Origin of the sequence: uncultured Dysosmobacter sp. (assembly GCF_947631635.1) — a bacterium.
In the GTDB taxonomy this organism is placed as follows: Bacteria; Bacillota; Clostridia; order Oscillospirales; family Oscillospiraceae; genus Oscillibacter.
In genome coordinates this window covers 1-19369 of record NZ_CANRMB010000030.1, presented here as the reverse complement: position 1 = coordinate 19369, position 19369 = coordinate 1, and the positions used below count along the sequence as shown (strand labels likewise).

The following is a 19369-nucleotide window of genomic DNA, read 5'->3' as shown; positions in this document are numbered from 1 at the left end:
TATGCGCAGGCTCGCTATTTTCGCCGGTTCCTTCTCCTTGGGCATTTTCCTGGCTCAGTATCTGCTGCCCAACAGGTGGCTGCTGCCGGCCGCCGTCCTCTGCCTGGGCCTGGGCACCGCCGCCCTGCGGCTGCCCTGGGTGTGGCGGAGGCGGGGCGTGGTCATCGGCGCGGCCCTGGCGCTGGCTCTGGGCTATCACTGGCTCTACGCCCGTCAGGTCCAGCAGCCCATGGAGGCCCTGGCGGATACGGACGCCGCGGTCACCATGACTCTGCTGGACTACGCCGAACCGACTGCGTATGGCACCAAGGCCACGGTCCGGATCAAGGGACTGCCGGGCAAGGCGGTCTACTATGGGGATGAGGCTCTGTTGGCGCTCCAGCCGGGGCAGGAGATACGGGCCAATGTTCACCTGCGAAGCTCCGGACGCATCCGGGACGAGGGCGTGTCCGTGTTTACCTCCAAGGGCGTGTTCCTGCTGGCCTATGCACGGGGGGAGGCGCTCTTTGGCCCAGGGACGATGGAATCCCTCCGCTGGTGGCCGGTCCGCCTGGGCCGGGCCATGGGGGAGCGGATCGGTGAGATGATGGATGGCGACGCCGCAGGATTCCTGACCGCCATCCTCACCGGAGACACCACGGTGCTCTCAGAGGGGGCGGCCTGGGACCTGTCGGAGGCGGGGATGTATCACATCCTGGCGGTCTCCGGAATGCACTGCGGCTTTTTGCTGCTGCTTCTGCGGGCGCTGGTGGGCCGGCACCGCCGCCGCCTGCTGGCGGGGGTGACCACCGTCCTGCTGGTGGGCTACGCCATGCTGGCCGGGGCACGGCCCTCCATGGTGCGGGCCTGCGTGATGCTGGTGTTCCTTCTGGCGGCGCCCCTGTTCCAGCGGGAGAGCGACGCGCCGACGTCGCTGCTGTCCGCCCTGTGCCTGATTCTTTTGGTAAACCCCTTTGCCGCCGCGTCCATCGGCCTGCAACTGTCCTTTGGGGCGGTGGCGGGAATCTTCTGGCTGACGCCAAAGCTCCATCGGATGCTGCTGGGCGAGAGAAAACATGGCAGGGTATTTCGCTTTATAGCGCTTGGATTCTCAGCCACCATGGGCGCACTGGTGTTCACCATGCCCCTGACCGCCTACTATTTCGGGCTGGTGGTGCTGGTCTCGCCCATCAGCAATCTGCTGTGCCTGTGGGCGGCAAGCGTGGTGTTTATCAGCGGCCTGCTGGTGGTATTTCTGGGCTTTCTCTGCCCGCCGCTGGGGAATCTGGCGGGGGTGGTCCCGGCGCTGTTCAGCCGGTATATCCTGGCCGTGGCCCATCTGCTGGCGAAGCTCCCGTATCACGCGGTGTATACCGAAAATCCATACCTGAAATACTGGATGGTATTTCTGTACCTCCTGTTCGCCGCCGCATTTTTCACAAGGCCGAAGGGCAGGCGGAAATACCTGACAGCGGCGGTCTGCGGCGCGGCCACGCTGGCGGTGACGGTGTATCTGGGCGCGGCCCGGTATCAAAGCCCGCTGGATGCGCTGGTGCTGGATGTGGGGCAGGGACAGAGCGTCCTGCTGGCCTCTGACCGGCATTTTGCACTGGTGGACTGCGGCAGCGCCAACAACTGGCAGGACCCCGGCGAGAAGGCGGTGCACCAGCTGTGGACCATGGGCTGCCGGACGCTGGACTATCTGATCCTGACCCATTACGACAGCGACCACATCAACGGCGCGGTGAAGGTGCTGGAACACATCCCGGTCTCCACGCTGGTGGTGCCTGCGCTGCCGGAGGCCGGAAGCCAGGGAGCCGCCGTGCTGGCTGCGGCGGAGGCCCACGGCACCAAGCTCCGGGTGCTGGCGGCGGCAGAACACGCCGGTCTGGGCAGCGCGCCGCTGACCATCTATCCGCCGGTCAGTGACGGGGAGGATAACGAGCGGGGGCTTTCCCTGCTGGCCTCCGCCGGGGAGACGGACCTGCTCATCACCGGAGACATGGACGCCGCCACGGAGGGCAGGCTCCTGGCGTCCTATGACCTGCCGGACATCGAGGCCCTGGTGGCGGGGCATCACGGCTCCAAATACTCTACATCGGATGACCTGCTGGAGGCCCTCTTGCCGGAGACCGCCTGCATCAGCGTGGGGGACAACAGCTACGGCCATCCCTCCGAAGAGGCGGTGCGCCGTCTGGCCGGGCACGGCTGTGCCATCTACCGCACGGACCTGCAGGGAAGCATCCATCTATCTTTGAATTGAGGAAACTGACATGGCATACGCAAAGAAAACGAGCAGATCCAATGAGGCGTTCCAGAAATTGAAGGCGGACCTGGCCGCCGGAACGCCGGGATGCGCCTATATCTTTTACGGTGAGGAGAGCTATCTCCGGGAATATTACCTGGGGGAGCTGCGGAAAAAGCTGGTGCCCGCCGGATTCGAGGAGTTCAACTACCACCGTGTCGAGGGAAAGGACCTGACGGTCCAGGACCTTGTGGAGATGGCGGAGGCCATGCCCATGATGGCGGAGCGGACCTTCATCGTGGCGGCGGATTTTGACCTGTTTAAGCTCAATGAGGAACAGAGGGAGAAGCTGATCGCCTTTCTGGACGATATCCCGCCCTATGCCTGCGTGGTGTTCGTTTACGATACAGTGGAATACAAGCCCAACCGCACCATGAAGAAACTGTATAAGGCCGTCTCCGACCATGTGGAGGCAGTGGAGTTCCGGGCGGCGGACAGCAGCGACCTGGTGGTCTGGATCGCCCGGCGGTTCAAGGCCCTGGGGAAGGAGATCGACCGCCAGACGGCGGAATACCTGATCTTCACCTGCGGCGGTCTGATGACGGGCCTGGTGCCGGAGATCGCAAAGATTGGAGCCTATGCGAAGGGAAAGACCATTACACAGAGGGATATTGACGCGGTGGCGGACCCGGTGCTGTCGGCGGAGGTGTTCAAGCTGTCCGACGCGGTCCTGCAGGGCAACTACGACCTGGCGTCGTCCATCCTGGGCGACCTCCTGAAAATGCAGACGGAACCCATCATGATCTTGGCGGCGCTGGGCAGCCAGCTCCGGCGGATCTACACGGCCCGGATGGCCATCGACAGCGGCCGGGACAAATACTGGCTGATGGAGCTGTGGGACATGAAGTCCGATTACCCGGCAAAGCTCCAGCTCTCCGCGGCGAAACGGACCTCGGCTGACTGGTGCGCCGACGCGGTGAAGATGTGCCAGGTGCTGGACCGCCGGATGAAGAGCGAAAAGGGCATCGACGCGGTGGGCGAGCTGAAGCTGCTGCTGGTGCGGCTGGGGGCGCGGCGGAGATGAGGAGGATCAAGGAGGTCATCGTGGTGGAGGGGCGGTACGACAAAAACACCCTCTCCCAGGTGGTGGATGCCACGGTGGTGACGCTGGGCGGCTTTTCCGTGTTCAACGACAGGGAAAAACTGGCGTTCCTGCGGCGGCTGGCGGAAAAGCAGGGCCTGATCGTCCTGACGGACAGCGACGGCGCGGGCTTTGTCATCCGCAATTATCTGAAGGGCGCCCTGCCCAAGGAACAGGTGAAGCAGGCCTATATCCCGGACATCCAGGGCAAGGAGCGCCGGAAGCGCGCGCCGGGCAGGGAGGGCAAGCTGGGCGTGGAGGGCATGAGGCCCGACGTCCTGCTGGAGGCTCTGCGGCGGGCCGGCGCCACGTTTTTGGACGGAGAGGCGGCCGGTGCCGCTGAAAAAGCGCCCATCACCAAGGCGGACCTGTTCGACCTGGGCCTGACCGGCGGGCCGGACAGCGCCGCGAAACGGCAGGCGCTGCTGAAACGGCTGGACCTGCCGGAGCATCTTACCGCCAATGGGATGCTGGAGGCCCTGAACCTGCTGTACAGCAGGGAGGAGCTGGCGGAAATACTGTGAAGAGGTCCTATGGGATGTGTCGCATCCCATAGGACATTTTTGTGGGTTTCTACGATTTTCTTATAAAATTGACCTTTTTTCTGAAAAAGCGTACAATGTCCCTATTCAGAACAAGGAGTTGATATCCGTGGACTTTCAAAAGCTTGTGGACTACCGCAATACGCACGGCGCGTTTTACCAGCGCTTGGGGATCGTGATCCAGGAGATCTCCGCCGGCTATGCCCGCGTCACCAAAACCGTCACGAAAGACGATCTGAACCCACTGAACGTCCCCCACGGCGGCTTGTATTTCACCATGGCCGACACGGCCTGCGGCGCCGCCATGTCCTCCCACGGATACCTGGCCGTGACCGTGAACGCCAGTTACAGCTTTTTCCGCAGCGCCGCTGTGGGCGATACGCTGACCGCCGAGGCCCGGGAGGTCAAAACCGGGAAAACGCTCTGCGTCTACGACGCGCGGATCACCGACCAGAAGGGGACCCTGCTGGGCACGGGGACCTTTACCTTTTATATGCTGGATCAGAAGCTGGAGATCTAAGTGCGGTCCCCCGCTCCCACAGGGGATATCGGCAGAAAAGCCGCAAGTCAAATGATGACTTGCGGCTTTTCTGCTTTTCTGTGAAGGCAGCGCCCCGGAAGAGCTCTGCCGCCTTATTTCTTGAAGCTGTCCTTCAAAGACACGCTGCGGTTGAACACCAGGTGTCCCGGCTTGGAGTCCTTGTTGTCCAGGCAGAAATAGCCCAGGCGCATGAACTGGAAGCTGGCGGGGGCCACGGCGTCCTTCAGGCCCGCCTCCACCTTGCAGCCGGTCAGGACCTCCAGAGAATCCGGGTTCAGGCATTCCAGGAAATCCTTATCCGCCCCGTCAGGGGCCTCGTCGGAGAACAGGTTGTCATAGAGCCGCACCTCAGCGTCCACCGCGGTGGCGGCATCCACCCAATGGATGGTGGCACCCTTCACCTTCCGGCCGTCGGCGGGGTCTCCTCCCCGGCTGTCAGGGTCGTACTCGGCGGCGATCTCCACAACATTGCCCTGGCCGTCGGTCTCATAGCCGACGCATTTGATGAGGTACGCGCCCTTCAGCCGGCACTCCGGGCCGCCTGGATACAGGCGCTTGTACTTGGGCACCGGCTCCGGCAGGAAATCGTCGGCCTCGATCCAGAGGTTCCTGGAGAAGGTGACCTTCCGGGTCCCGGCGGTGGGGTCCAGGGGGTTGTTCTCCACGGTCAGCGTCTCCTGCTTGTCCGCCGGATAGTTGGTGATGACCAGCTTCACGGGCCGGGTGACGGCCATGACCCGCTGTGCGGTCTCGTTCAGGTCCTCCCGCAGGCAGTGCTCCAGGAAACCGTACTCCACCACGTTGGCGGACTTTGCCACGCCGATGCGCTCGCAGAAATTGCGGATGGACTTGGGGGTATACCCCCGGCGGCGCAGGCCGCAGAGGGTGGGCATCCGGGGATCGTCCCAACCGGAGACCTTGCCGCCCTCCACCAGGGCGCGGAGCTTCCGCTTGCTCATGACCGTGTGGTCGATGCCCAGGCGGGCAAACTCGATCTGCCGAGGCTTGCTGGGCAGGTCGCAGTTCTCCACCACCCAGTTGTACAGGGGCCGGTGGGCCTCAAATTCCAGGGAGCAAAGGCTGTGGGTGATGCCCTCCAGCGCGTCCTGGATGGGGTGGGCGAAGTCATACATGGGATAGATGCACCACTTGTCCCCCTGCCGGTGGTGATGCATGTGGTTGATGCGGTACAGCACCGGGTCCCGCATATTGAAGTTGCCGGAGGCCAGGTCGATCTTGGCCCGCAGAGTCATAGCGCCGTTGGGGAACTCCCCGGCCCGCATCCGGGCGAAGAGGTCCAGGCTCTCCTCCATGGGACGGTCCCGGTAGGGACTCTTGGCGGGCACGCCGATGCTGCCCCGGTACTCCTTGAACTGCTCCGGACTCAGCTCGCAGACATAGGCCAGGCCCTTTTTGATCAGGCCCACCGCCTGGCGGTAGTCCTCCTCAAAATAGTCGGATCCGTAGAAAAAGCGGTCGCCCCAGTCAAAGCCCAGCCAGTGGATGTCCTCCTTGATGGCCTCCACGAACTCCTCGTCCTCTTTGGTGGGGTTGGTGTCGTCCATCCGCAGGTTGCACATGCCGCCGTACTTTTCGGCGGTGCCGAAATCGATGGTCAGAGCCTTGCAGTGGCCGATGTGCAGATAGCCGTTGGGCTCCGGGGGAAAACGGGTATGAACGGTCATGCCCTCAAACTGCCCGCCGGGGGCAATGTCCTCTTCAATAAAAGCATGGATGAAGTTCCGGCTCTCCGGCGCTTCCTCCTGCATGGTCTTGATCTCCTCTGCCATGGGCTGTCAATCCTTCCTGTGCAAGTTTTTCAGCATAGGACCATATTATACAGAATCCCGCCGGAAATTGCAAGGAAAATCACGCTCTCACATCAGGAGCCAGTCCTCTACCACATCCCGGACCGTCACCGGCGTGACGCAGCCTTGGACCAGCTGTTCCAGCAGCGACTGGATCCGCCGCCGGGAGGGCGTGATCGCCGGGATCTTCTCCTGACTGCCGCCGCCCTCTATGAGGATGCCGTACATCCGACTTCCGCCGCTCGCCGCATTCACCAGCAGATAGTAGCGCACCAGCCGCCCACAGCAGCTTGCCCTGGCGATAAAGCGTTTCCGCATAATCAATCTTCGCCCCCCTGGCCGGAGCTGATAAGCCCCTCCTTTATATAGGACAGCTTACCGCTTTGGACCCGCGAAATTTGTCGAATCATGTCGTTTTCCAAAATTTATTCAAATCTTTTTGCAGGTTGTATCTAAAAATTCTCGCTTTTCCCTTCTGCCGATTTTAGGGGTGCTTCCTCGCTTCGCTCGGATATTTTTTCTGGGTATAGCTAAAGATTTTTGGAACCACCGGCTCAGCCGGTGGTTTTCTTTTTACAAAATGCAGGCACACGGGACTTCCCATGTGCCTGTATTTTGATATCACCCACTGCCGGTTGGACACCCAGAAGGCGGCTTGCTAATGGCTGTGACACCATGTTTATATGGGTGCTTGCTTCAGACATAGATGCCCGATTAGAACTTTTTCATCTAATTTTATGAAAGAAATCCATAGAATCAGTTGTGTTGACTTCAAGGAAAGCCTACGTTACAATCAAAAGCACTTTAGCCGGCCATAAAGTAAAAGCTACCCAGAAACCCTATAAAAAAGCAGAAAGGAGTTCGGTAAATTGGTCCTGTGTTGCACAGGACGATTACCCGCCGCAGTTATGCAAATGAAGTTGAAATCTCTCCGAAAATATGTATGGCCCCTTCTTGTGTTGTTCGCCTCTGCAATGTGGGGGAGCAGCTTTGTGGCTTCCAAAGTATGCATCACAAACGGCATGCTGGAATTTGAAACCATTTTTTATCGCTTTTCCGTCGGCGCGCTCCTGATCGGAGTTCTATTCCATAAGCAAATGCGCCACCTCAGTAAGAAGGTGATCGTATCGGGAATCCTTTTGGGTGTCTGCAATGCACTGGCCTGTATTACAGAGATATACGGCCTGAAATTGACGGATGCCTCAAAAGCCTCCTTTTTAATTGCAATCAATATTGTGCTGTTTCCCCTTATGTATTGTGCGTTTTATCGACTGCATTTGCAGATTCATACGGTCATTGCCGCGGGATTGACATTGGTGGGTGTTGGCGTGCTCAGTTTGACCAACGGGTTTGGATCACTGTCGTTTGGAGACGTTTTGCTGATCATCACCGGCGTTCTATATGCCGTCGGCTCTCTTATGATGGTGGTGCTGTGTCAGAATGAATCTGGAATCCAAGTCACATTTGTACAATTTGTAACAATCGCCGTAATTATGGGCGTGTTCACTTTATTCCAGGGCAGCGGTAAGCCCTTTCCGCCCTCTGCAATTGCGGCACTTGCGTTCCTGATCGTTTTTCCCACAGTGATATGTTTCTATATAAAGCTTGAATCGTTAAAATATCTGGATCCTGTTTTGTGTACGCTGCTGCTCTCAACAGAAAGTATTTTTTGCGCCATATTTTCCTTTTTTATTCTCCACGAGGCATTTACATTGCGCGCAGTCATCGGCGCCGTCTTTATCAGCAGTGGAATCGTGATCGAGAGTTTACATCCGGTTGAAAAAGGAAATTCGCCACATAGTGAAGAAGATAAATCATGTCGGTCTTTCCGATAGCTGCCTGGGAAATACAGGAATGCTGATTTTAATCTCAATTAGGCCGCAGGTTTTGTGTATCACAGATCCTGCGGCTTTTTCTATCAAAATTTATAACATTATAAACAATAAAATTTAGAACGGCTTCCATATTTTTGGTGTTATCAATCATTGGAAAATTGGATTATGATAGTACACGAATAGAGGGACATATAAATAAACAAAGGCGAAGACAGAAAGGAGACAAACGTGGAAAATAATCTACATAAGCAAGGGCGCGGCATCGCCTTATTACCTTTTATTGTATTCGTTGTAATTTATCTCTCTGCTGGAATTTACTTTCAGATGCAAGGTGTTGATTTCCCATTTTTTCAAGTCCCCTGTGCCAGCGCTGTTTTTATTGCAACCATTTTAGCATTCATTATGACAAAAGAGCCCGTTCAAAAAACGTTTTCTGTTTTTGCAAAGGGAGCTGCGAATGCTGATATTTTGACAATGCTGATGATCTACCTGCTTGCGGGCGCTTTTTCCTCCATAGCAACTGCGATGGGCGCCCGCGACGCCGTTGTAAATCTTGGACTCAGTGTTGTGCCCGCCCAATTCCTGGCAGCCGGCATTTTTATTATTTCCGGTTTTATGGGAACTGCGACGGGCTCCTCAATGGGAACGATTTCCGCCTTAATGCCAGTTGCAGCCGCGATTGCGGAAGCTGGAGGCCTGAATATCAGTATTGTTGTTGGAGCGTGTATTGGCGGTGCAATGTTTGGCGACAATTTGTCTATGATCTCTGACACCACGATCGCCGCCACTCGCACACAGCATTGCGAACTGAAAGATAAGTTCCGTGTGAATCTTCTGATCGCACTGCCTGCCGCCATCATTACAGTTGTGCTGCTTTTGATCTTTGGCCGGCCGGAAACGACGGTTCCTGTTACTGCCGCTTCCTTCTCGATTATCAAAGTGATCCCTTACATCGCGGTTTTGGGATTGGCCCTGTTCGGACTGGATGTATTTCTGACGTTGAGCATCGGCATTTTCTCCGCTGGACTGATCGGCATTTTTTCCGGTGCGATCACGCTCCCGGGCTTTACCCAGGCGATTTGGAGCGGCTTCACCAGTATGGACGAGACGTTTTACGTTTCTCTGTTCTGCGGCGGCCTTGCGGAAATCGTGGCGCATAACGGCGGCATCCTTTGGCTGACCACAAAAATGCGCAGCATTATGAAGGGCAATCGATCTGCGCAGGGAGGCGTGGCGCTGCTGTCGGTCGTGATCGACTGCGCCACTGCCAATAACACGGTCGCTATCATCCTCTCCGGCTCTATTGCGCGGGAAGTCAGCCGTGAATATAAGATCGACCCGCGGCGGACCGCCTCTTTGCTGGATGTATTTGCGTGCGCGGCGCTGGCCCTTCTCCCGTATTCGGCGCAGGTGCTGGTCGCCTGCAACCTTGCAAATTCTGTGCTGACAACAGGAAGCGTTTTGCCGACAGGCGTGATCGGCTCCATCTGGTACTGCTATTTGCTGGGTGTCTTTGGCGTTTTGTCGATTTTCGTTCCCTATGCCGATGGGATCTGCCGCAAAGATTCCTGGAACTGGGAGTACGACTGCGCTGAGTCTGCCGTAGCCTCCAAAAAGGCCCTTTTGGAGGATGCCTGAGAAACCCTTCATCTGTAAATTGCTTGAACGGATTACTGACGTTATTTAGACAAGAGCCATATAGAAAATCTCCTGGAGAAAAAATGACAGGCGCTTTTGCGCCTGTCATTTTTGATAAAGAGGGGAGGGAGAAGATATGTCACGGCTGCCTACATCTGCGTTTTTTGCGTGTACTGGATTGCGTTTTGGGTGTACTTTTCCAGCAGCGCAATATATTCCTGTAATTGAGGGGATTGCGGCTGATTTTTTATGCAGCACCATCCTATCCGTATGGAGTTTGCGTTTAAAAGCGGCAATGATGCGATTTTTTTGCTCATTTTTTTGTTTGATAAGCCGGTCCCGATTGTAAACGCATCTGTTTCGCTTAATAAAAAGGAACATACCATGCTGTTGTTGACGCAAATTGTTTTCTCAGGCTTTTTGAGTGAAATGAGATGAGCCTCTTCAGAAAATTCTACCGCACTGCCTAAACCGCGCTCGAAATAGAGATATGGATATTTCTTCAGGTCTTCCTCGGAAATGGCCTCCAGCCTTGTTAATGGATGTCCGACCCTGCAATAAACTCTCGCTTTGACCTCCGCAATTTCATGAAACTCCATGTTCCGTAATTTTAAAAGATGCATGATAAACTGCTCTGTATGCTCTGCCAAGGTGATAATTCCTATATCAGCCCTGTGATCATAGACATCATCGATTACGCCGTCAATGTTGCTCTCGCGGTAATTGAAATCGTAATAATGCGTTTGCAGGGAGTTGATGATATCTGTAAACGCTCCCAGCAAAAACGTCAGACGTTGTGCGGAAACAGATAGCGTCACTGGGGAATCCGCTTCCAAACATCCCTCGTATAGCTGCTCAATTCGTTTTTTTTGCTCCAGAAGGGATACGGCATAACTTACAAACCGCTTGCCTTCTGAGGTGAATTCTACCCCCCGGCTGCTGCGCTTGAAGAGACAGATGCCTAATTCTGACTCTAAGATCCGGACGGCAGAGGACATCCCTGTCTGCGAGATATAGAGCTTCTGGGCAGCTTTGTTAATGGAGCCGCATTTTGAAATCTCAACGACATAAAGCAATTGCTGAAAAGTCACAGTATCTCTCCTTCTCACAATTTAGAATTTACAATATTATAAGCCATTTTGAACTGCGATTGTTAGAGATTTTAGTTGGAACTTATTCGATGAAAGCGATGATATCCAAACTTTTACACGTGTGGTAATATGACGGTAAGGGCAATAAGGCTCAGATATAGCTGTTTCAGCCTCTGCCTTTCCGATTTACCCTTATACTATTTACCACTTGAGCTTTGCGGTATGTATCCCTCTATTCAAACAAAAAGCTCTAGTAAACAGTATACAAAATAATGAAAAGAGGAGTTATTGTTATGGAAGAATTCAAGAACATGGATTTTGCAACGCGCCAGATTCACGTTGGGAAGGAACCGGATCAATATGGGGCGCTGGTGCCTCCGATCTACATGACTTCTACCTTTGAGGCTGTCACTTCCCAGTATTTTTATTCCCGCATCAGCAATCCGTCTTTGACCCTTGTTGAGAAGAAGATCGCCTCCCTGGAGCATGGTGAGGCCGCATTGGCAACAGCTTCCGGCATTGGAGCGATTTCCTCCGCTCTGTGGACGGCGCTGAACGCGGGCGATGAGATCATTGCCAGTGAGACGATTTACGGCTGCACGTTTTCTCTGCTGAAAGAGAACATGCCCAGATTTGGCGTAAAGGTCCTGTTTGTGGATATGGCCGATATCGAAAACATTTCCCGGAATCTGACGCCCCGCACCAAGGTCGTTTACTTTGAGACCCCGTGCAATCCCACATTGAAGGTCCTTGATATCGCCGCCATTGCCAAGGTGGTGCATGATTACAATCCCGATATCAAGGTTTTTGTGGATAATACATTCTGTTCTCCCTACATTCAGACTCCCTTGACCCTGGGCGCGGATGTTGTGGTCCACAGCGCCACAAAGTATATCAATGGCCATGGCGATCTGCTGGCCGGCTTTGTGGTTGGCTCTTCTGAATTTATTGAGAAGTGCCGGGTCATCGGCGTAAAGGATATGACCGGCTCTGTTATGAGTCCGATGAACGCATTCCTTGTCGCGCGGGGATTGAAAACGCTGGATGTGCGTATGGAAAAGCACTGTTCCAATGCTGAAAAGCTCGTGGAGTTCCTGCGGCAGCATCCCGCCGTGGAAAAGGTCTATTATCCCGGCCTGGAGGACTTCCCCGGCCATGAGATCGCGAAAAAGCAGATGAGCCGTTTTGGCGGTATGCTGGCGATCGACCTCAAGGGCAGCCGCGAACAGATCGGAGAGGCTCTGCAGAAATTTGAGGTCTGCACGCTGGCGGTCTCCCTGGGCGATGCGGAGACACTGGTGGAGCATCCCGCTACCATGACCCACTCCACATACTCCGCGGAGGATTTGAAGGCCGCGGGAATTTCTGAGGGCATGGTACGGATCAGTGTCGGCCTGGAGGGCATTGATGACTTGATTGAGGACTTCCGGCGCGTATTGGACACGCTTGTGTAAGTGCTCTACTTATTTAATAGTATTTTGTGTTTGCCAAGGTACGCTATCATACAGATCGGGCAGCCATAGACGAAAAAGAAAAAAACAACTAACGGATAGAGCCCCCTGATGCAGAAGGATAGAATTCTGCACCGGGGGGCAAATTTTTAATAGTATTGCTGCTAAATATTCTTCTTGATGGTGTTGATGGCGCCCTTTTCCAGCCGGGATACCTGAGCCTGGGAGATGCCAACCTCCGCGGAGACCTCCATCTGGGTCTTGCCCTCATAAAACCGCAGGGACAGGATGCGGCGCTCCCGGTCATCCAGATGCTTCAGCGCGTCCTTCAGGGCGATGCGGTCTGTCCAGTTCTCGTCGTTGTTTTTGGTGTCGCTGACCTGGTCCATGACGCAGATGGCGTCGCCGCCGTCGGAATATACCGGCTCGTACAGGGAGACGGGGTCTACGATGGCGTCCATGGCAAAAACGACCTCCTCCCGGGGGATGCCCAGCTCCTTGGCGATCTGCTCCACTGTTGGCTCCCGCTGGTTCTCCGCGATCAGGCGGTCCCGGGTCTGGAGCACCCGGTAGGCCGTGTCCCGCATGCTGCGGGACACGCGGATGGCGCTGTTGTCCCGGAGATAGCGGCGGATCTCGCCGATGATCATGGGGACACCGTAGGTGGAGAATTTCACGGGCTGATTGATATCAAAGTTGTCGATGGCCTTGATAAGTCCCACACAGCCCACCTGGAAGAGATCGTCCACATTTTCGCCCCGGCTGGAAAACCGCTGAATGACGGAGAGCACCAGCCGCAGATTGCCCTCGATGAGTTGGCGGCGGGCCTCCTGGTCACCCTCCTTGGCCCGGCGCAGCAATTCCATAGTCTCCTCATTTTTCAGGACCTTCAGCTTTGCGGTGTTGACACCCGCGATCTCGACTTTTCCCAGCATCCAAGTCTCCCCCTGATCTACTGTAAACTTCTGAGGTCAGTATTTCCGCCGGCGTTTTTTCCTATACTGGGAGCTTTTGTCGCTTTGTGGGCGCATAGGACATCCGGCCCGGCGCATAGGGTCTTGGCAGGAGGGATGTATGATGCAGTGCAGGATTCGGGACTTACGGTGCAAAGAGGTCATCAATATCTGTGACGGCTGCCGTCTGGGGTTTGTCTCCGATGTGGATGTGCGGATCCCGGAGGGGCAGGTGGTAGCCATTGTGGTCAGCGGGCCCTGCCGCTTTTTCGGGCTGTTCGGCAGGGGGGAGGAGTTTTATATCCCCTGGGACTGCATCCAGCGCATCGGGGATGATATCATCCTCATCGACAAGCCCTTCCAGCGCCGGGACCCCAATTTGGAGAGGAAGCGGAGAAAACGGTTCTGACGCAGAAAAAATTGGTTGAAATCCCGGAATTTTACCAGGTTTTTTGGAAAAAATACTTGCATTGATCCAGGGGACTGTGGTATTATATTTCAGCATTCCGCACGGTGTGTCGACCTTTTGTTCGTGCCCAAGGGCTGCCTGCCCGGGTCAGCAGGGGGGATGAAGCCGCCGGAGGTAAAAACGAAATTGATTTGGAGGAACTCAAACACATGGCTAATTCTAACGTCGTATCCATGAAAGCCCTGCTGGAAGCAGGCGTCCACTTCGGTCACCAGACCCGCCGCTGGAACCCCAAGATGGCTCCCTATATCTACACCGAGCGCAACGGCATCTATATCGTGGATCTGCAGAAGACCGTCCGCAAGCTGGAGGAGGCCTACAACTTCGTCCGCCAGCTGTCTGAGAACGGCCAGTCCCTGCTGTTCGTGGGCACCAAGAAGCAGGCCCAGGAGGCCATCCGCGAGGAGGCTACCCGCTGCGGTCAGTACTATGTCAACGCCCGCTGGCTGGGCGGCATGATGACCAACTTCAAGACCATGCGCACCCGCGTGGACCGTCTGAACCAGCTGAAGACCATGCAGGAGGACGGCACCTTCGACATGCTGCCCAAGAAGGAAGTCATGAAGCACCTGGGCGAGATCGAGAAGCTGGAGAAGTACCTGGGCGGCGTGAAGGAAATGAAGAAGCTGCCCGGCGCCCTGTTCATCGTGGATACCCGCAAGGAGCGCAACGCCATCGCCGAGGCTCACAAGCTGGGCATCCCCGTGGTGGCTATCGCCGATACCAACTGCGATCCCGACGAGATCGACTATGTCATCCCCGGCAACGACGACGCCATCCGCGCCATCAAGCTGATCTCTTCCATCATGGCCAACGCCGTGCTGGAGGGCAAGCAGGGCGAGCAGACCGAGGATGCCGCCGCTGAGAAGGCGGAGGACGCCGAGTAATCTGGCTCTTTCAGGCGCGCTGCGCCTTGATATCAACTATATTGGAGGAAACAAAAATGGCTTTTACCGCAGCTGATGTAAAGAACCTGCGCGAAATGACCGGCGTGGGCATGATGGATTGCAAAAAGGCTCTGACCGCTTCCGACGGTGACGTCGACAAGGCCATCGAGTACCTGCGCGAAAAGGGTCTGGCCGCTTCTGCCAAGAAGGCCGGCCGTATCGCCGCCGAGGGCATGGCCTACGCCGCTGTGATCGACGGCATGGGCGTGGTGGTCGAGGTCAACGCCGAGACCGACTTCGTGGGCAAGAACGAGAAGTTCGTGGACTTCGTGAAGGGCGTGGCCGCCACCGTGGCCGCCAACAAGCCCGCTGATCTGGACGCTCTGATGGCCTGCAAGTACAACGGCACCGACAAGACCGTTCTGGAGCAGCAGCAGGAGATGGTCCTGGTGATCGGTGAGAACATCAAGGTCCGCCGCTTTGCCTTCTTTGCTGACGGCGTTTCCGTTCCCTATATCCACGCCGGCGGCAAGATCGGCGTGCTGGTGAACCTGGAGGTCTCCGGCGGCATCGACGCCACGGAGGCTGGCAAGGACGTCGCCATGCAGATCGCCGCTCTGAATCCCCGTTTCTGGGACAAGTCCCAGGTCACTCAGGACGTTCTGGATGAGGAGAAGAAGATCATGATGGTCCAGATGGCCAACGATCCCAAGATGGCCTCCAAGCCCGAGGCTGTCCGCGAGAAGATCGTCATGGGCAAGCTGAACAAGTTCTATGCCGAGAACTGCCTGCTGCAGCAGGAGTTCGTCAAGGACAACACCATGACTGTTGAGAAGTACCTCGCCGCTGCCGCCAAGGCGCTGGGCGGCACCATCACCTTCAAGGACGCTGTGCGTTTCGAGAAGGGCGAGGGCATTGAGAAGAAGCAGGAGAACTTCGCTGCTGAGATCGCTTCCATGGTGAAGGGCTGATCGCCGAACAATGCATGAAAAGAGCGGATGCATTTGCATCCGCTCTTTTTTGTTGAAATAGGAAAAGCCTCCCGTTCAAAAAACGGGAGGCTGTGCTTTATAATCAAATCACTTGAAAAGTGATCAATTCACTTTTCAAGTGTCACAGCGCATGTGCGCTGTGGCAGGCCGCGGACCGCGGCCTCGATTTGCATTTCATAGTCCATCACTGTGTGCTTTACGCACAGCGGGCATCGCCCGCTTGAAAAATCCCATGGGATTTTTCAAGTGAATGGACTATACGCTTGGGCGGCCTTGCAGAAGTAGGGGCCGCATTCGCTCTCATGGGTGTGAACATAGGTCCAGGTAAAGTCCTTGTCCACCAGATACCAGTCCATGCCGTCCAGCGAGGGATACTCCTCCGCCTGCCGCCGGGCGAGGCCGAGGGCGTCCTCCCTGGTGAGGGGCTGTATGCGGGGAACACCGGCGGGAGGATACTTATAATAAAAGAGGTAAATATCTCCGGCGGCCTCCGCCAAGGCCTGTTGGGCACCGTCTCCCTCCAGACAGGAGACCAGCTTCCAGGAGAAGATATGCCACAGATAATTCCCATCCGCCAGCACATGCTGGCCCAGGTCCGCCTCGGAGACATCGGCGGCAAAGACGTCCAGCCAGCGGCTCTTCACCCGGCGGATATCCTTGGGGAAGGGTTCCTCCCAGGGCACCATGGTCGCCACCAGCCGGTTGATGGGGAGGCCCTGCTCATAAAATTTGGCCTCATAATCTGTCATGACACCCACGGGTCCGTTTCCGTGGAGATCCCGGGTCACCTCCGACAGCGTGAAGCCAAACTGAGGGATCTCCTCCACAGAAAATTCAAACAGCGGCTGGTTGTCTGTTTTGAAATGGATCTGACCGCCCATTTTCAGCACCTGACGGTACAGCTTCAAGAAGTTTCCGTGGGTCAGACGGCGTTTGGCATGGCGGTTGCCGGGCCACGGGTCCGAGAAGTTCAGATAAATGCGGTCGATCTCGCCGGGGGCGAAGAAGCTGGGGAGCTGATCCGCATTGGCGTCGATGAAGAACACATTGGTCAGACCTGCCCGCACACACCGCTCCATAGCCACCACCATGGCGTCCGGGACCATCTCTACAGCGATGAACAGCACGCCCGGCTCCGCCTCCGCCGTGCCGGCGGTGAAGCGTCCCTTGCCGCAGCCCAGCTCCAGACGCAGCTCTCGGGCGGACGGCATCAGATCCCGCCAATGGCCCTGATGGTCATAGGGGTCCCGGATCAGACGGTCGCCGCAGCGTTCCATCCGGGGGACCAGATTTTTCTTTTTCCGCATCCGCATGTAAAAATCCTCCTGGGATGTCAATTTCCGTGAGATTCCACAAGAACTTGTGGTTTTGAGAAGATTTTACCACAGGAAACCGGCCCTGTAAACGGATTTCTGCATAGGAAAAAGAGGGGAGAACTGGCCAGCTATGTTAAGTACTTAACAAAATTGTATAAAATTTAACGAGTATTTTGTGTGAAGTGTAAAAAAGCGCAAAACAAGGGCCGATCAGCGCAATTTGGGCTTGATAATTGGAGGCGAGACACCTATAATAAAGATTGTGAGTAAATTGGCAATGTGCGGGTTTATTCTGTTTTCTCCCGTGGTCCGACCAAGTGGCCGGAGGAACAAAAGCATTACCGAAGGGCCTTTCTAAAGGGTAACCAAGACACAATTTAAAATAACAGGAGGAAAAAACATGAAGGTAGCAATTTTTGGCGCAGGCACGATGGGCAGCGGCATCGCGCAGGTTTTTGCCGCAAAGGGTCACACCGCTCTGATGTACGCAAGCTCCGTCGCTTCCGCCCAGAAGCACAAGGATAAGCTGGCCGCCTCTCTGCAGAAGCGCGTGGAGAAGGGCAAAATGACCCAGGAGGCCGTGGACGCCCTGCTGGCCAACGTGCTGGTGGAGGAGAAGGCCGCCTGCGCTGACGCTGATCTGATCATCGAGTGCGTCAAGGAGGACATGGCTACCAAGAAGGAGCTGCTGAACGAGCTGGACGCCATGTGCAAGCCCGAGGCTATCTTTGCCTCCAACACCTCTTCTCTCTCCATCACCGAGATGGGCCACGGCCTGAAGCATCCCGTGATCGGCATGCACTTCTTCAATCCCGTGCCCAGCATGAAGCTGGTGGAGATCATCCGGGGCGCCAACACCACCCAGGAGACCTTCGATTTCGTCTACAAGCTGTCCCAGGAGATCGGCAAGGACCCCGTTGAGGTCGCCGAGGCTCCCGGCTTTGTGGTCAACAAGATCCTGATCCCCATGATCAACGAGGCCATCGGCCTGGTGGAGACCGGCGTCGCCTCTGTGGAGGACATCGACAAGTCCATGCGTCTGGGCGCCAATCACCCCATGGGCCCCTTGGCTCTGGGCGATTTCATCGGCCTGGATGTGTGCCTGGCCATCATGGAGACCCTGTTCCATGAGACCGGTGATCCCAAGTATCGTCCCGCCCTGCTGCTGAAGAAGATGGTCCGTGGCGGCCTGCTGGGCAAGAAGAGCGGCAAGGGCTTCTACGATTATAGCAAGTAAAACCAGAAGAAAAGGAGTAAATGGTATGGATTTTCATCTGTCAAATGAGCAGCTGATGCTCCGTAAGATGTACCGCGAATTCGCCGAGAACGAAGTCAAGCCCTTGGCTGAGGAGATCGACGAAGAGGAGCGCTTCCCCATGGAGACCGTCGAAAAGATGGCCAAGCTGGGGATGATGGGCATCTACTTCCCCAAGGAATACGGCGGCGCCGGCGGCGACGTTCTGTCCTACGCGATGTGCGTGGAGGAGCTGGCCAAGGTCTGCGGCACCACCGCTGTCATCGTCTCCGCCCACACCTCCCTGTGCTGCGCTCCCATTTTTGAGAACGGCACCGAGGAGCAGAAGCGCAAGTATCTGCCCGACCTGCTGAGCGGCCGCAAGATCGGCGCCTTCGGCCTGACCGAACCCAACGCCGGTACCGATGCCTCCGGCCAGCAGACCACCGCCGTTCTGGAGGGCGACCACTATGTCCTCAACGGCTCCAAGTGCTTCATCACCAACGGCAACGTGGCCGATACCTTCGTGGTGTTCGCCATGACCGACAAGTCCAAGGGCAACCACGGCATCTCCGCCTTCATCGTGGAAAAGAGCTTCCCCGGTTTCTCCACCGGCAAGCACGAGAAGAAGATGGGCATCCGCGGTTCCTCCACCTGCGACCTGATCTTTGAGGACTGCATCGTTCCCAAGGAGAACCTGCTGGGCAAAGAGGGCAAGGGCTTCAAGATCGCCATGCAGACCCTGGACGGCGGCCGGATCGGCATCGCCGCGCAGGCCCTGGGCCTGGGCGAGGGCGCTGTGAACGAGGCTATCAAGTACACCCAGGAGCGTGTCCAGTTCGGCCGCCGCCTGAGCCAGTTCCAGAACACCCAGTTCCAGATCGCCGATATGCACTGCCGTATGCAGGCTGCCCAGTATCTGGTCTATGCCGCCGCCTGCAAGAAGCAGCTGCATGAGGACTATTCCATGGACGCCTCCATGGCGAAGCTGTTCGCCGCCGAGGCCGCTTCCGATGTCACCCGCCGCGCCGTCCAGCTGTTCGGCGGCTATGGCTACACCCGTGAGTATCCCGTGGAGCGCATGATGCGCGACGCCAAGATCACCGAGATCTACGAGGGTACATCCGAGGTCCAGCGCATGGTCATTTCCAGCCGCTTGGGCGTGAAATAAGATAGGAGGTAAAGGTAAAAATGAAGATCATTGTTAGTATTAAGCAGGTTCCCGATACCTCCGGCAAGGTGGCAGT

General features: G+C 56.3%; 17 protein-coding genes. 12 read left to right on the top strand and 5 right to left on the bottom strand.

All coding sequences use genetic code 11. The features are described from left to right. Nucleotide 1: 1 nt before the first annotated feature. The 4 genes from Q0Z71_RS13615 (at nt 2) to Q0Z71_RS13600 (ending at nt 4427) form a co-directional block, all read left to right on the top strand. Nucleotides 2-2242 (top strand): DNA internalization-related competence protein ComEC/Rec2, encoded by a 2241-nt coding sequence (locus Q0Z71_RS13615; protein WP_298023829.1) that lies wholly within the window; start codon nt 2-4, stop codon nt 2240-2242. 10 nt (nt 2243-2252) lie between these two features. Continuing rightward, nucleotides 2253-3308 (top strand): DNA polymerase III subunit delta, encoded by a 1056-nt coding sequence (gene holA, locus Q0Z71_RS13610; RefSeq protein WP_298023825.1) that lies wholly within the window; start codon nt 2253-2255, stop codon nt 3306-3308. Beyond that, the gene (locus tag Q0Z71_RS13605) at nt 3305-3889 is read left to right on the top strand and encodes a toprim domain-containing protein (protein WP_298023823.1); all 585 of its coding nucleotides are present in this window, start codon (nt 3305-3307) and stop codon (nt 3887-3889) included. Before holA ends, Q0Z71_RS13605 begins: the two co-directional genes overlap by 4 nt. A gap of 127 nt (nt 3890-4016) precedes the next feature. Beyond that, nucleotides 4017-4427: a PaaI family thioesterase gene (locus tag Q0Z71_RS13600; protein ID WP_298023820.1), complete on the top strand. Its 411-nt coding sequence runs from the start codon at nt 4017-4019 to the stop codon at nt 4425-4427. Between the two features lie 113 nt (nt 4428-4540). Here the strand turns inward: Q0Z71_RS13600 and Q0Z71_RS13595 are convergent, their stop codons facing one another. Further along, on the bottom strand, nt 4541-6238 hold the full coding sequence (locus tag Q0Z71_RS13595) for a glutamine--tRNA ligase/YqeY domain fusion protein (RefSeq protein ID WP_298023816.1): 1698 nt from the start codon (nt 6236-6238) through the stop codon (nt 4541-4543). Nucleotides 6239-6325: 87 nt separating this feature from the next. Next, nucleotides 6326-6574, bottom strand: a complete 249-nt coding sequence (locus tag Q0Z71_RS13590) for a DUF6514 family protein (protein WP_298023813.1) — start codon at nt 6572-6574, stop codon at nt 6326-6328. Between the two features lie 590 nt (nt 6575-7164). Between Q0Z71_RS13590 and Q0Z71_RS13585 the strand changes: the two genes are divergently transcribed. Next, nucleotides 7165-8091, top strand: coding sequence for a DMT family transporter (locus tag Q0Z71_RS13585; protein WP_363316727.1), 927 nt, complete (start codon nt 7165-7167; stop codon nt 8089-8091). A gap of 228 nt (nt 8092-8319) precedes the next feature. After that, nucleotides 8320-9729, top strand: a complete 1410-nt coding sequence (locus Q0Z71_RS13580) for a Na+/H+ antiporter NhaC family protein (RefSeq protein WP_298023806.1) — start codon at nt 8320-8322, stop codon at nt 9727-9729. A gap of 149 nt (nt 9730-9878) precedes the next feature. On the opposite strand, the gene Q0Z71_RS13575 is transcribed toward Q0Z71_RS13580, so the two are convergent. Further along, on the bottom strand, nt 9879-10820 hold the full coding sequence (locus Q0Z71_RS13575) for a LysR family transcriptional regulator (RefSeq protein WP_298023804.1): 942 nt from the start codon (nt 10818-10820) through the stop codon (nt 9879-9881). A gap of 293 nt (nt 10821-11113) precedes the next feature. On the opposite strand from Q0Z71_RS13575, the gene Q0Z71_RS13570 reads away from it, so the two are divergent. After that, entirely contained in the window at nt 11114-12274 is a 1161-nt protein-coding gene (locus Q0Z71_RS13570) for a PLP-dependent aspartate aminotransferase family protein (RefSeq protein ID WP_298023801.1), read from the top strand. Nucleotides 12275-12435: 161 nt separating this feature from the next. Here the strand turns inward: Q0Z71_RS13570 and sigG are convergent, their stop codons facing one another. Further along, entirely contained in the window at nt 12436-13206 is a 771-nt protein-coding gene (sigG, locus tag Q0Z71_RS13565) for an RNA polymerase sporulation sigma factor SigG (RefSeq protein ID WP_298023797.1), read from the bottom strand. A gap of 139 nt (nt 13207-13345) precedes the next feature. Here sigG and Q0Z71_RS13560 point away from each other — a divergent pair, with 139 nt between their 5' ends. The 3 genes from Q0Z71_RS13560 to tsf all read left to right on the top strand — a co-directional run bounded on the left by Q0Z71_RS13560 (nt 13346) and on the right by tsf (nt 15551). After that, nucleotides 13346-13633 carry a YlmC/YmxH family sporulation protein gene (locus Q0Z71_RS13560; protein ID WP_363316724.1) on the top strand — a complete coding sequence of 96 codons (288 nt, stop codon included), beginning with the start codon at nt 13346-13348 and terminating at the stop codon, nt 13631-13633. A gap of 209 nt (nt 13634-13842) precedes the next feature. Beyond that, nucleotides 13843-14580: a 30S ribosomal protein S2 gene (rpsB, locus tag Q0Z71_RS13555; RefSeq protein WP_298023794.1), complete on the top strand. Its 738-nt coding sequence runs from the start codon at nt 13843-13845 to the stop codon at nt 14578-14580. Nucleotides 14581-14636: 56 nt separating this feature from the next. After that, entirely contained in the window at nt 14637-15551 is a 915-nt protein-coding gene (gene tsf / locus Q0Z71_RS13550; protein ID WP_298023790.1) for a translation elongation factor Ts, read from the top strand. 263 nt (nt 15552-15814) lie between these two features. On the opposite strand, the gene trmB is transcribed toward tsf, so the two are convergent. After that, nucleotides 15815-16885 (bottom strand): tRNA (guanosine(46)-N7)-methyltransferase TrmB, encoded by a 1071-nt coding sequence (gene trmB, locus Q0Z71_RS13545; RefSeq protein WP_298023787.1) that lies wholly within the window; start codon nt 16883-16885, stop codon nt 15815-15817. Nucleotides 16886-17288: 403 nt separating this feature from the next. Here trmB and Q0Z71_RS13540 point away from each other — a divergent pair, with 403 nt between their 5' ends. Beyond that, nucleotides 17289-18125: a 3-hydroxyacyl-CoA dehydrogenase family protein gene (locus Q0Z71_RS13540; RefSeq protein ID WP_298023785.1), complete on the top strand. Its 837-nt coding sequence runs from the start codon at nt 17289-17291 to the stop codon at nt 18123-18125. Between the two features lie 25 nt (nt 18126-18150). Continuing rightward, nucleotides 18151-19293, top strand: a complete 1143-nt coding sequence (locus Q0Z71_RS13535; protein ID WP_298023782.1) for an acyl-CoA dehydrogenase — start codon at nt 18151-18153, stop codon at nt 19291-19293. Nucleotides 19294-19369: the final 76 nt, after the last annotated feature.

Excerpts from the sequence above, each read along its gene's own strand:
- Q0Z71_RS13615 (WP_298023829.1), top strand. The coding sequence starts at position 2 with ATGCGCAGGCTCGCTATTTTCGCCGGTTCCTTCTCCTTGGGCATTTTC.
- holA (WP_298023825.1), top strand. The coding sequence starts at position 2,253 with ATGGCATACGCAAAGAAAACGAGCAGATCCAATGAGGCGTTCCAGAAA.
- Q0Z71_RS13605 (WP_298023823.1), top strand. The coding sequence starts at position 3,305 with ATGAGGAGGATCAAGGAGGTCATCGTGGTGGAGGGGCGGTACGACAAA.
- Q0Z71_RS13595 (WP_298023816.1), bottom strand. The coding sequence starts at position 6,238 with ATGGCAGAGGAGATCAAGACCATGCAGGAGGAAGCGCCGGAGAGCCGG.
- Q0Z71_RS13590 (WP_298023813.1), bottom strand. The coding sequence starts at position 6,574 with ATGCGGAAACGCTTTATCGCCAGGGCAAGCTGCTGTGGGCGGCTGGTG.
- Q0Z71_RS13585 (WP_363316727.1), top strand. The coding sequence starts at position 7,165 with ATGCAAATGAAGTTGAAATCTCTCCGAAAATATGTATGGCCCCTTCTT.
- Q0Z71_RS13570 (WP_298023801.1), top strand. The coding sequence starts at position 11,114 with ATGGAAGAATTCAAGAACATGGATTTTGCAACGCGCCAGATTCACGTT.
- sigG (WP_298023797.1), bottom strand. The coding sequence starts at position 13,206 with ATGCTGGGAAAAGTCGAGATCGCGGGTGTCAACACCGCAAAGCTGAAG.
- Q0Z71_RS13560 (WP_363316724.1), top strand. The coding sequence starts at position 13,346 with ATGATGCAGTGCAGGATTCGGGACTTACGGTGCAAAGAGGTCATCAAT.
- rpsB (WP_298023794.1), top strand. The coding sequence starts at position 13,843 with ATGGCTAATTCTAACGTCGTATCCATGAAAGCCCTGCTGGAAGCAGGC.
- tsf (WP_298023790.1), top strand. The coding sequence starts at position 14,637 with ATGGCTTTTACCGCAGCTGATGTAAAGAACCTGCGCGAAATGACCGGC.
- trmB (WP_298023787.1), bottom strand. The coding sequence starts at position 16,885 with ATGCGGATGCGGAAAAAGAAAAATCTGGTCCCCCGGATGGAACGCTGC.
- Q0Z71_RS13540 (WP_298023785.1), top strand. The coding sequence starts at position 17,289 with ATGAAGGTAGCAATTTTTGGCGCAGGCACGATGGGCAGCGGCATCGCG.
- Q0Z71_RS13535 (WP_298023782.1), top strand. The coding sequence starts at position 18,151 with ATGGATTTTCATCTGTCAAATGAGCAGCTGATGCTCCGTAAGATGTAC.